12 protein-coding genes, 1 tRNA gene and 1 pseudogene are annotated in these 11,218 nt (G+C 69.6%); 12 read left to right on the forward strand and 2 right to left on the reverse strand.

Annotated features, from left to right (window positions below; all coding sequences use genetic code 11):
- Nucleotides 1-40 precede the first annotated feature (40 nt).
- From BGO46_RS06150 to BGO46_RS14620, 4 genes are all read left to right on the forward strand, one after another.
- Nucleotides 41-125, forward strand: a tRNA-Leu gene (locus BGO46_RS06150).
- 190 nt (nt 126-315) lie between these two features.
- On the forward strand, nt 316-549 hold the full coding sequence (locus BGO46_RS06155; protein ID WP_292677076.1) for a hypothetical protein: 234 nt from the start codon (nt 316-318) through the stop codon (nt 547-549).
- A 5-nt stretch (nt 550-554) separates the two neighbouring features.
- Entirely contained in the window at nt 555-827 is a 273-nt protein-coding gene (locus BGO46_RS06160) for a hypothetical protein (protein ID WP_292677199.1), read from the forward strand.
- A gap of 120 nt (nt 828-947) precedes the next feature.
- Complete coding sequence (locus BGO46_RS14620) at nt 948-1,616, forward strand: DUF6226 family protein (RefSeq protein ID WP_366246805.1); 669 nt, start codon at nt 948-950, stop codon at nt 1,614-1,616.
- A gap of 359 nt (nt 1,617-1,975) precedes the next feature.
- Here the strand turns inward: BGO46_RS14620 and BGO46_RS06170 are convergent.
- Nucleotides 1,976-2,959: pseudogene (locus BGO46_RS06170) on the reverse strand (DUF222 domain-containing protein); the annotation flags it as partial.
- A gap of 41 nt (nt 2,960-3,000) precedes the next feature.
- On the opposite strand from BGO46_RS06170, the gene BGO46_RS06175 reads away from it, so the two are divergent.
- Entirely contained in the window at nt 3,001-4,308 is a 1,308-nt protein-coding gene (locus BGO46_RS06175; protein WP_292677070.1) for a M20/M25/M40 family metallo-hydrolase, read from the forward strand.
- 21 nt (nt 4,309-4,329) lie between these two features.
- Nucleotides 4,330-5,160 carry an undecaprenyl-diphosphate phosphatase gene (locus tag BGO46_RS06180; RefSeq protein WP_292677068.1) on the forward strand — a complete coding sequence of 277 codons (831 nt, stop codon included), beginning with the start codon at nt 4,330-4,332 and terminating at the stop codon, nt 5,158-5,160.
- A 12-nt stretch (nt 5,161-5,172) separates the two neighbouring features.
- On the opposite strand, the gene BGO46_RS06185 is transcribed toward BGO46_RS06180, so the two are convergent.
- Nucleotides 5,173-6,039 (reverse strand): PAC2 family protein, encoded by an 867-nt coding sequence (locus BGO46_RS06185; RefSeq protein WP_292677066.1) that lies wholly within the window; start codon nt 6,037-6,039, stop codon nt 5,173-5,175.
- A 123-nt stretch (nt 6,040-6,162) separates the two neighbouring features.
- On the opposite strand from BGO46_RS06185, the gene BGO46_RS06190 reads away from it, so the two are divergent.
- From BGO46_RS06190 to tatA, 6 genes are all read left to right on the forward strand, one after another.
- Nucleotides 6,163-6,882, forward strand: coding sequence for an HAD family hydrolase (locus tag BGO46_RS06190; RefSeq protein ID WP_292677065.1), 720 nt, complete (start codon nt 6,163-6,165; stop codon nt 6,880-6,882).
- Nucleotides 6,879-7,940, forward strand: a complete 1,062-nt coding sequence (locus BGO46_RS06195) for a tRNA (adenine-N1)-methyltransferase (protein ID WP_292677063.1) — start codon at nt 6,879-6,881, stop codon at nt 7,938-7,940. Before BGO46_RS06190 ends, BGO46_RS06195 begins: the two co-directional genes overlap by 4 nt.
- Nucleotides 7,941-7,944: 4 nt before the next feature.
- Entirely contained in the window at nt 7,945-8,859 is a 915-nt protein-coding gene (locus BGO46_RS06200; protein WP_292677061.1) for a peptidylprolyl isomerase, read from the forward strand.
- A gap of 50 nt (nt 8,860-8,909) precedes the next feature.
- Complete coding sequence (locus BGO46_RS06205; protein WP_292677059.1) at nt 8,910-9,902, forward strand: WYL domain-containing protein; 993 nt, start codon at nt 8,910-8,912, stop codon at nt 9,900-9,902.
- On the forward strand, nt 9,899-10,852 hold the full coding sequence (locus BGO46_RS06210) for a WYL domain-containing protein (protein WP_292677057.1): 954 nt from the start codon (nt 9,899-9,901) through the stop codon (nt 10,850-10,852). Before BGO46_RS06205 ends, BGO46_RS06210 begins: the two co-directional genes overlap by 4 nt.
- Before the next feature lie 77 nt (nt 10,853-10,929).
- A complete protein-coding gene (gene tatA, locus BGO46_RS06215) occupies nt 10,930-11,199 on the forward strand; it encodes a Sec-independent protein translocase subunit TatA (protein ID WP_292677055.1) in 270 nt (89 codons plus the stop codon).
- Nucleotides 11,200-11,218 lie beyond the last annotated feature (19 nt).

The following is an 11,218-nucleotide window of genomic DNA, read 5'->3' on the forward strand; positions in this document are numbered from 1 at the left end:
TAATGTCGATCCTCGGTTGCGAAAGCACCGAAACCACTCTGCGCGGGTGGCGGAATAGGTAGACGCGCTAGCTTGAGGTGCTAGTGCCCGTATAGGGCGTGGGGGTTCAAGTCCCCCCTCGCGCACAGAGCGAAAACAGCCCCTCACCAGGGATCTCATGATCCGGGTGAGGGGCTCTTCGATTGCTATGGGGTGAGATGTCGGGCAATCACCCTCGTTCGCCCCATCGCTGGTTCAGATTCCGGCGAGGCGGCCCGCGGCCTGTTCTGCGGCGGCCTCCTTGGCAAGTTACCTTGTGGCAAGTAAACTTGTGACATGGAGTCGGACCCGATCATCCTGGACAGTGCCCACCGGCACGGTGTCTCGAATGCGGCGATGCTCCATGCGCTCCGTTTCCCTGTCCGGCACTTCGTGCAACACGATGCGATGACCATGTTCATCGGCCCCGACGAGACCGGCACCCTGGTCGAAGTCGGTGTCATTGAATGGCACGGTGTGGTCGCCATCGCCCACGCGATGCGTCCGGCCCGACCCAAGTATCTGAGGTGAACATCATGGCTCCACGCTCTATCGACGACATCAAGGCCCGCGCCGACGAGTTCGCGGACGCGTTCGAGAACTACGACCCCCAACCCGGCGACCAGGACGCCCCGGTCCCGCCTGCGATGGCAGTCAAGCTCGCGGCCTGGCGGCGCGACACTGCCGAACGCGAGCTCGCAGACGCCGTGCGCGCGGCCCGGGAGCAGCGGCTGTCGTGGCGGGAGGTTGGTGAGGCAATCGGCACCAGCGGGGAGGCTGCGCGCCAGCGATACAGTGCGTCCGCGTAGCCACGGGACACCGCTGCCGCTCTCGGCGGGTTTTGGAACGCCGGGGAGGGGGTCCGTATTAGCGGGTACACGAGACCGCGGATCGAGTCGCTCGAGTTCCGGGACGATGAGGGCAACATCATCGACTACGGCAACCGTTGGGCGAGCCGTGGGGGCACTCCGCCCGAAGACAGCTACTCAGTGGACGACCACCCGGAACGCTTCGCTCCGCTGCATGCGGTCGCGGCAGCGCTCATCGACTATCTCGTCGGCCACTACGACGTCGAAGTCGACGAAGGGCATCACGTCATGGCCGACGTGCTGCACGCGCCGACCGCCGAGGAGACTGTGCGCGCGGTGCGACTCACGCCGCGCAGTGATGTGTGCGCTCCGCTCGTGTTCATGCTGACGAGCTATCCCGCTCTGCGGGTGCACGCCGGAGCGTTTTTCACGGAGTTCTATCCGTCGTGCGGTTGCAACGCCTGCGATGAGCGATGGGACGATGTCGCAGACGAACTTGAATGGCAGGTGTTCGCGATCGTCGGCGGTGGCTTCGGCGAAGAGGTGAGCGAACCCCGGCGCGCGAAGTGGAGCTACGACCGAGGTCGCGGCCTCGTGCAGGGCATGGGGCAGACCGTCTCCTACCGCCTTCGGGCGCTCGACGGCGGTAGCCAGCGGAGCGGCCAGTCGCGCGCCGAAGACGTGCCACCCGAGGTACTTGCGCGCGCCCGCGCCACACTCGATTCGGTGGCCGCAGCGAGCGCCGAGGGAAACTGGCTGCCCTGGCCGGCCACACCGCTCGGTCGCTGACCAACGCCCGCGAGGCCGCGCACGGTCAGAACGGCGGGGTATCGGGCAGGAGTGGGTTCCGCTCGAAGCCGTCGCAAGAACTCCTGCGCGGCTCGTGTTTCCTCCCGCGCGGGCGCGGTCGTTCCGAAGCCTGTGGGTGAGATCAGCTGAACCGTGCCGTCTTTCCGGCGCCGGTAGCGGAAGCGTGACTTCTCCTTGAACTGATTCTCGGCGGAGCAGAACGGATGCAGATTGCCGATCTCGGTCGGGCCGCGGGTGGATCCGTGGAACGCGTCCCAGTGGTCGACGTCGGTGTCGGCTGCGGGATGTCGGCATCCATCGCGGGTGCAGGTGCCGTGGACCAGCAGCAGCCACTCGCGCTGCTGGCGGGTCGCGGCACGAAAGCGGCGATCCATGTCGAGCGCGACGCCCGTCACGGGATCGGTGACGACACGCGTGAACTTCCCGGCTTCGAGCAGCATCCGCACCGCCGTCACTCTGTCGACGGGCTCGCCGGTATCCAACCTCGGGCACTCGTTCAGGTCGGGCGCGCCGTCAGGCACCGGCAAGTCACGTCGCACCGAGGCCTGTGCGGCGGGGGAGAGCACATCCAAAGGGACAGTGGCGAACACTTTGACCTTGGCCGCAGTTGGTGTACCGGTACCACGAAGCCATGCCGTCGCGATGTCCGCGCGAATCTGGTCGCGCGTCCGACCCGCGCGGTCCCGGCGGGACGTGTGCTTCGCCGTCGACGTCAGGCGACGGAAGATCGCGCGTGCCTCGGCGGCATCCGTCAGCAGATGCACCCAGGCCATGCCGGCCTGCTCAGGCTGCAGGCAGACCGTACGCTTCTCGCGTGCCCGCGCGTGCTCAGTGGCGGGATCGCTGGGCGCGAGGCGCTCGGCCAGCCGCCGGGCCCTCGAGCGGAATGCGCCCGACGTGAGCTCACCGGCGATGGCGGCGAGCTTCGCATCGAAGGCGGCAACTGCCTTCACCGAATCCGCGGTGAATCGGGGCAGGAGATCGATGGCTGACTCGACCTGGGCGAGGGTCGCGAGACCTTCCCGCGCGCATTCCCAAAGCTGAGGCAGTCGTGCGGATGCCTCATCGGCGAGGAACACGAGGTTGCGTACGGCGTTCTCGGAGAGCTGGAATCGCGCCGCCGCCTCCATGACCGCACAGCGCTCCGCCGTCGCTACAGGGTCGTCATCGTTCGGGAGAGCATAGATATGCGGGGCTCGGCGTGCGAACCCGATCGCGTCAGCAAGGGCGACCGCCCGTTGCGCCGCCTCACGGTTCAGAACGTACTGAGAGCGCGTGACCGCACCGAAGAGCAGACCGAGAGCGGCCGTCAGGAGCGTCATCTCAGCGAAGTCTTAGAGCTGGCACCGGTAGCGTGGACAGCATGACCGACGGCTCTGTGACCGACGCCCTCCCCGAAGTCGTGCGTGTCGCCCGCGACCTGATCCGCTTCGATACGACGAACTACGGCGAGGGCCGCGCGCACGGCGAGCGCGAAGCCGCCGAGTACGTCGGTGCGTACCTGCAGGCACTCGGGCTCACACCGGAGTACTACGAGCCCATCCCGCGCCGCACCAACGTGATGGCGCGGGTCCCGGGACGCAACAAGAGCAAGCCCGCACTCGTCGTGCACGGCCACCTCGATGTCGTCCCGGCTGTGGCGGACGACTGGAGCGTTGACCCCTTCGCCGGCGAGATCCGCGACGGCATGCTTTGGGGGCGCGGAGCCGTCGACATGAAGGACATGGATGCCATGATCCTGACCTCCGTCGCCGACCTGCTGCGCGCGGGGGAGCAGCCCGAGCGCGACCTCGTCCTCGCGTTCTTCGCCGACGAGGAGAACGGCGGCGTCGAGGGTTCGCAGCTGGTCGTGCGCGACCGGCCGGAGTGGTTCGCCGGAGCCACCGAAGCGATCAGCGAAGTCGGCGGCTACTCGATCGGCGTGGGCGAGCGCCGCGCGTACCTGCTACAGGTGGGCGAAAAGGCCCTCATCTGGCTGCGCCTGCGCGCCCGCGGGACGGCCGGTCACGGCAGCCGTTTCCACCCCGACAACGCCGTCACGCGGCTCGCCGAGGCTGTGTCGGCTCTGGGCCGCAGCGCCTGGCCGCTCGAGCTGACGGAGACGACGCGGCAGACCGTCGAGGGGCTCGCAGCACTGTGCGGGGTGGATGCCTCTGACCCTGACGCCGTCGCGGCGGAGACCGGCCCGGCATCCGGGTTCCTGCGGTCGACCTTCCGCACCACGACCAACCCCACGGGCCTGACCGCCGGCTACAAGCACAACGTGATCCCGGACGCGGCCGTCGCGACGATCGACGTGCGCACCCTGCCCGGGCAGGAAGACCGCGTGCTCGCGGAGATCCAGCGCATCGTCGGCGATGACGTCGTCGTCGAGATCAGCCACCGCGACATCGGCCTGGAGGTGCCCTTCGCCGGCGAACTGGTCGAAGCCATGGTCGGTGCACTCGACCGGCACGACCCCGGAGTGCCCGTCGTGCCGTACCTGATGGGCGGCGGCACCGACAACAAGGCCCTCGCCGAGCTGGGAATTGCCGGATACGGCTTCGCTCCGTTGCGCCTGCCGGCAGACCTGGACTTCACCGGTATGTTCCATGGAGTCGACGAGCGTGTTCCGCTCGACGCCCTCGTCTTCGGGCAGCGCGTACTGACCGATCTGCTCCGCACCTACTGACCCGCCGCTGGAAAGGCCCCCATGCTGTTCGACGCGATCATCCTCGGCATCGTGCAGGGACTCACCGAGTTCCTGCCGATCTCTTCGAGCGCGCACCTGCGCATCGTCGGCGAGTTCCTGCCCTCCGCAGTGGACCCCGGGGCGACCTTCACCGCGATCACCCAGATCGGCACCGAACTGGCGGTGCTCGTCTACTTCTGGAAGCGGATCGTCCGCATCATCGGGCGCTGGTTCCGCTCCCTGACCGGCTCGGTGCCGCGCAACGACCCCGACGCCCGGATGGGCTGGATCGTCATCATCGGAACGATCCCGATCGGCATCCTGGGTTTCCTCTTCCAGGACGTCATCCGCGACACGTTCCGAAACCTCTGGCTCGTCGCCATCGTGCTGATCGGGTTCGGCCTCATCCTCGGCGCAGCGGATGCCCTCGGACGCCGCACGCGCAACGAGGAAGACCTCACGTACCGCCACGGCCTCGCGCTCGGGCTCGCGCAGTCCCTGGCCCTCATCCCGGGCGTCTCCCGCTCCGGCGCCACGACGACGATGGGTCTCGCCCTCGGCTACACGCGTCCCGCAGCGGCCGAGGTAGCGTTCCTGCTCGCCGTGCCCGCGGTCTTCGGCAGCGGCGTCTACGAGCTGTACCACGCCATCTCGAACCCCGGCGAGGCGGTCTTCACGGGTGTCGAGACCGCCGTCGCGACGGGCATCGCCTTCGTCGTGGGCCTCGCCGTGATCGCGTTCCTGATGCAGTACCTCAAGCGCGGCAGCTTCCTGCCGTTCGTGATCTACCGCGTCGTCCTCGGCATCGTGCTCATCATCCTGCTGAGCCTGGGCGTGCTGCAGGCGTACTGACGCCGCCAGCGGCTACTGACGGCGCGGGCTGTCGGGACCCTTCGAACCGGGGCCCTCGCCGCCGCGGCGGAGGTACCGCTCGAACTCCTGCGCGATCGCGTCGCCCGACGCTTCGGGGGAGTCCCACGTGTCGCGGGTCTGCTCGAGCTGGTGGATGTACTCCGTCATCTCCTCGTCGTCCGAGGCGGCGGCGTCGATCGAGGCCTCCCAGGCCAGCGACTCGGCCGGCAGCTCGCCGCGGGGGATGACGGCGCCGGTGAGCTCGGTCAGTCGGTCGAGAAGCGCGAGCGTCGCCTTGGGCGACGGCGTGTGCCCGGCGACATAGTGCGGAACGCTCGCCCAGAGCGCGGCACACGGGATGCCCGCGGCTTCGGCCGCCGCGGAGACGACCGTGAGGATGCCCGCGGGGCCTTCGTAGGTGGGCTTCTCGAGGCCCAGCGCCGCGCGCAGCTTGTCGTTCTCGCTGCCCGCGAAGACCGAGATCGGCCGCGTGTGCGGCACATCCGACATCATCGAGCCGAGCGCGATGAGACCCGTGATGTCTTCGCGCAGTGCCGCGTCGATCAGTTCGGCCGCGAAAGCCTGCCACGCTCGCGCCGGCTCGACGCCCGACAGCAGCCACAGCCGGGTGCCGTCACTCGGGTGCAGCGGGCGCCACAGCGTGGCATCCGGCCAGACCAGTCGGCGCGAGCCGTCGGCATCCAACCGCACCTGCGGCCGCGTGTACTGGTAGTCGAAGTAGAGCTCGGGATCGACGGCGAACACCTCGCGGTACGCGCCGGATTCACGCAGGTGCGCGATGGCCGCCGATGCCGCTTCGCCGGCATCGTTCCAGCCGTCGAAAGCGACCACGAGCACCCGCTGACCCAGTTCTTCCACATCTCTCCTCTGGTGCGCGAACCGTTCCCTACACGATACGCGTCGACCGCCGCGCGCGGGCCGCGCCTCCGGAGACGCCCGGGCGACCCGTGGCCGCGCCCCTCGACGCCGTAGCATGGAACGATGTCCTCCTCCGGCCTCGCGCCCGACTCCGCGCCCGCCGCCGCTCCCGTCCTGCCCGCGGCCGTGTTGTGGGACATGGACGGCACGATCGTCGACACGGAGCCGTTCTGGATGGCCGCCGAGGGTGACCTGGTCACGAGCTTCGGCGGCACCTGGACGCACGAGCAGGCGCTCACCCTTGTCGGGCAGGGTCTGGAGACCTCCGCGGCGATCCTGCAGGAGGCAGGCGTGCGCATGTCCGTCCCCGAGATCATCGACACCCTCACTGCCCGCGTGCAGGAGATCCTCGATGAGAAGGGACCGCCGCTGCGCCCCGGGGCCGTCGAGCTGCTGACCGCACTGAGCGAAGCGGGCGTGCGCTGCGCCCTCGTGACGATGTCGCTGCGGCGCATGGCGGAGCAGGTCGTATCGGCGCTGCCGAGCGGCCTGTTCGAGCTCATCGTCGGAGGCGACCAGGTCACGCGGCCAAAGCCGTTCCCGGATGCCTACCTGCAGGCCTGCGCGGGCCTGGACATCGACCCCGCCACCGCCGTCGCGATCGAGGATTCGCCCACGGGGGTGCGCGCCGCCGTTGCCGCCGGCATCCCGACGATCGGCGTGCCCCTGTTGGTCTCGCTCGTCGGCACCGGTGCGCACGCGGTCTGGCCGACGCTCGCGGGCCGCACTCCTGATGACATCGCCGCCTTCCACGCGGCGCACGGCGCGAAAGGCCGCGAATGACCACTGACCTCACCCCAGGCGACCCGGGCACCGACCTGCGACCGAGCGGCCCGTTCCGACTCGGCGACCGCGTGCAGCTGACCGGCCCGAAGGGGCGCCTGCACACCGTGACCCTGCGCGAGGGCGGCGAGCTGCACACGCACCACGGCGTCCTCAAGCACGAGCAGATCATCGGCCAGCCCGACGGGTCGGTGCACACCAACTCCGGCGGCCACGAGTACCTCGCACTGCGCCCGCTGCTACGCGACTTCGTCATGTCGATGCCGCGCGGCGCGGCCATCGTGTACCCGAAGGATGCCGCGCAGATCCTGGCATCCGCCGACATCTTCCCCGGCGCGACGGTCGTCGAAGCCGGTGTCGGCTCGGGCGCGCTGTCGATGTGGCTGCTGCGCGCGATCGGACCGAGCGGACGGCTCGTGTCGTTCGAGCGCCGCGATGAGTTCGCGCAGGTCGCCCAGGCCAACGTCGAGACGTTCCTCGGCCACTACCCGGACGCGTGGCAGGTCGTCGTCGGCGACCTCGTCGAGCAGCTGCCGACCGTCACCGAGCCCGGATCGGTCGACCGCGTCGTCCTCGACATGCTGGCGCCGTGGGAGTGCATCGACGCCGTCGCCGACGTGCTGACTCCCGGCGGCGTCGTGCTCTGCTACATCGCGACAGCCACCCAGCTCAGTCGCGTCGCGGAGTACATCCGCGGCACGGGTCTGTTCACCGAGCCGGAGGCGACCGAGACGATGGTGCGCGGCTGGCACGTCGAGGGTCTCGCCGTGCGACCCGACCACCGCATGGTCGCGCACACCGGGTTCCTGATCACGGCACGCCGGCTCGCGCCGGGCGCGGTGCCGCCCGATGTGCGCAAGCGCGCGCTCAAGAAGCCCAGCTACGCCGACTCGGACGTCGAGGTGTGGACCCCCGGCGCCGTCGGCGACCGCGAGATCACCGACAAGAACCTCCGCAAGCGCGTACGTGAAGCGCAGCGCGCCGTCGACGGCGCGCGCGTGGCATCCGGCACCGGGGCGACCGACGACGAGGACGGCGCACTCGGCGACGTAGACTGATCCGGTGCATCGGATCCCTGCTGTCCTCGCCGTTCTCGGCCTGTCCGCGCTGACCCTCGTCGCCTGCTCGTCAGGGCCGGCCGTCGCGTCGTGCGAGCGGGCCACGTCCGACGCCTCGGTGCTCGACTTCGCGCAGGCCTCGGGCGACTTCGGATCGCCCGCGCTGACGCTTGAGGCCCCCGTCTACGTCGACGAGACGACGTTCACCGACCAGGTCGTCGGCGACGGGATGCGCGTCACGAGCGACGCGCAGGATGTCGTGTTCAGCGTCTCGTTCGTCAACGGTGCGACGGGGGCGGCGATCCTCTCGTCGGGCACGCAGGTGCAGGCTCTCTCGACGTGGCGCGACAACTACGACGGCCTCGCGCAGATGATGTCGTGCGCGACCGAGGGCTCGCGCGTGGTCGGTGCGATCCCCGCGTCCGACGTCTCCGAGGCGGCCGCCACGCAGCTGGGCATTACGGCCGACCAGTCGGTCGTCGTCGTCCTCGACCTGCAGAAGGTGTATCTGGCCGCGGCTGACGGCACGCCGCAGTACAACGACCGCCGCGGGATGCCCTCGGTCGTCCTCGCGCCCGACGGACGCCCGGGCGTCATCGTGCCCGACTCGGCTGCACCGAGCGAGCTGGCCGTCGAGGTGCTCAAGAAGGGCGACGGCACCCAGATCACCGATGCCGACACGGTCCGCGTGCACGTGACCGCGGTCAACTGGAACACGCGCGAAGTCATCTCCTCGACGTGGGAGGACGGCGCCACTCAGGCGGTCACCGCGTCGTCCAGCACGCCCTACGCGCCGGAACTCGTCGGTGAGACGGTCGGCTCACAGCTGCTCGTCGTCTCACCCGGCGCCACCGACACCGACGCGGCCACGGTCTACGTCGTGGACATCATCGGCATCGACACGCCGACCGCGCAGTAGTCCGGCGCGGGCGCGGGCCCGACGCACGTGCCTGACCATAGGATGGGCGGGTGGCTACCGAGACGACTCGCACCGCTCCCGAAGAGCGGCTGGTCAACCTCGTCGTCGCCCTCATGGCGACCGAGCCGGGGCTGACGAAGGACACGATCCTCTCGTCGGTCGCGGGCTACCGCGAGCAGAGCTCGGCGGGTGCCTCGAAGGACGCGCTGGAGAAGATGTTCGAGCGCGACAAGCAGACGCTGCGCTCCCTCGGCATCCAGGTCGAGACGATCGGCGACTATGCCGACCCCGATGACCTGCGCGAAGCCCGGTACCGCATCCCGACGGCGGAGTACGAGCTGCCCGCCGACATCGAGTTCACGCCCGCCGAACTCGCGGTGCTGAACCTGGCCGGCGGTGTCTGGAGCGAGAGCTCGATGTCGGCCGATGCACGCAGTGGGCTGCGCAAGATCCGCGCCCTCGGCATCGACGTCGACGCGCCCATCATCGGCTACTCGCCGCGCATCAACCTGCGCGACAGCGCGTTCGTGCCGCTGCAGCGGGCGATCGAGCAGGGGCGCGTCGTGTCGTTCGCGTACCTGAAGGCGGGGGAGGATGCCTCGAAGCGCCGCCGCATCCGGCCCCTCGCCCTCGTCGACTACGAAGCGCGCTGGCACGTGTACGGCTTCGATCTGGAGCAGGATGCCCCGCGCACCTTTCTGCTGTCGCGCATCGTCTCTGACATCGAGATCACCAAGACCGCGTTCGACCTCGCCGAGCGCGAGGGAGCGGGGGAGCGGGCCCTGGCTGGGCTGGCGGAGGTCGCGGCACGGCAGCAGGCGCTGCTCGAGGTCGAACCCGGCACCGAGGCCGCCCTTCGGCTCAGCCGTCGTGCGGCGCCCGCCGAGCAGGGCATCCGCGTGCCGTACGTCGATCTGCACATCTTCGCCGATGAACTCGCGTCGTACGGACCGGAAGTCCGCGTGGTCGAGCCCGCCGACCTGCGGGGTGCCGTGATCGCGCGGCTGCAGCGGGTTCTCGACGCGCACGGAGGACACGCATGACCCGGCCGCTCGTCGCCACCGATCGCGCAGCGCTGATTCTGCAGCTCGTGCCGTATCTGATCGGCAAGGGCGAAGTCTCCGTCGCCGAAGCAGCGGCAGACTTCGACGTGTCCGTCGATCAGATGCGCGGCATGGTCGAGAAGCTCACCGTCATCGGCTTGCCCGGTGACGGCGGCTTCTGGCAGATGGCCAACGACCTGTTCGACATCGACTGGGACCTCCTCGACGAGCAGGACCTCATCGTCATCACCAACGCCGTCGGGCTCGAGCGCACGCCGCGGCTCAGCGCGCGCGAAGCCGCCGCACTGCTCGCGGGACTGCAGGTCGCCGCGTCGTTGCCCGGTGTCGGCGACAGCGGCATCGTGCAGGGGCTGCTCGCCAAGCTCGCCCGCGGTGCCTCGAGTGCCCCGGCCGACGTCATCGTGGCCCCCGAAGCGGTCGACGAGGTGCGCGTCGCCGTCGCCGATGCCCTGCAGCGCGGTGTCGCCCTTTCGTTCACGTACCGCGCCCCGGATGCCGCGGCCACGACCCGCACCGTCGACCCGGTGAAGGTGCACATCGCGAACGGCCAGTGGTACCTGCAGGGCTGGTGCCACCTGCGTGACGCGATGCGCACGTTCCACCTCGATCGTGTGTCAGACGTGCGGCTGACCGACGTCGCCATCACGCACGCGGCCGAGACCGTGCCTGACCTCTTCGAATCGGCGCCGTCAGACGTCGAGGTCGAGGTGCGCTACCGCGTCGGGGCGGCACCCCTGCTCGCGGACTACATCGTGGTGGATGCCACGGAGCACGATGGCGTGCGCAGCGGCGGCATCCGGCTCGGCGACGCGCGCAGCCTCAAGCGCATCGCCGCGCGCCTCGGCGGCGAACTCGAGGTCGTCGGCCCCGCCGACGTGCGCGAGGCGACCGCCGCATGGGCGCGCGCGGGTCTCGAACTCTATCGCTGACGCGCCACGCGCGCACTGCCGTGACCGTGCGAGGCGGCGGGTAGACTTGTCGCAAGCTTTCCGACAAAGGGGACACAATGCCCAGCAACCTGCTCGCCGGTCCGCACCTGTGGATCCTCCTGATCGTGATCCTGCTGTTGTTCGGTGCGGCCAAGCTTCCGGCTCTCGCGAAGAGCATGGGTCAGTCGGCCCGTATCTTCAAGGGCGAGATGAAGGCCATGAAGGACGATGACTCGCCCGCTGCGACGACCGAGTCGACGGCGGCGCCCGCCGACACGACCGGTGTGCAGCAGGCGACGGCAGCACCTGCCGACCCGGCGAAGCCGGGCGCGACAGACGCCTCCTGACCGCGTCCGTGGCTACGGC

This window comes from Microbacterium sp. 70-16 (genome assembly GCF_001898315.1).
GTDB lineage: Bacteria > Actinomycetota > Actinomycetes > Actinomycetales > Microbacteriaceae > Microbacterium.

Excerpts from the sequence above, each read along its gene's own strand:
- BGO46_RS06210 (WP_292677057.1), top strand. The coding sequence starts at position 9,899 with ATGACCCGGCCGCTCGTCGCCACCGATCGCGCAGCGCTGATTCTGCAG.
- BGO46_RS06190 (WP_292677065.1), top strand. The coding sequence starts at position 6,163 with ATGTCCTCCTCCGGCCTCGCGCCCGACTCCGCGCCCGCCGCCGCTCCC.
- BGO46_RS06180 (WP_292677068.1), top strand. The coding sequence starts at position 4,330 with ATGCTGTTCGACGCGATCATCCTCGGCATCGTGCAGGGACTCACCGAG.
- BGO46_RS06160 (WP_292677199.1), top strand. The coding sequence starts at position 555 with ATGGCTCCACGCTCTATCGACGACATCAAGGCCCGCGCCGACGAGTTC.
- BGO46_RS06175 (WP_292677070.1), top strand. The coding sequence starts at position 3,001 with ATGACCGACGGCTCTGTGACCGACGCCCTCCCCGAAGTCGTGCGTGTC.
- BGO46_RS06155 (WP_292677076.1), top strand. The coding sequence starts at position 316 with ATGGAGTCGGACCCGATCATCCTGGACAGTGCCCACCGGCACGGTGTC.
- BGO46_RS06195 (WP_292677063.1), top strand. The coding sequence starts at position 6,879 with ATGACCACTGACCTCACCCCAGGCGACCCGGGCACCGACCTGCGACCG.
- tatA (WP_292677055.1), top strand. The coding sequence starts at position 10,930 with ATGCCCAGCAACCTGCTCGCCGGTCCGCACCTGTGGATCCTCCTGATC.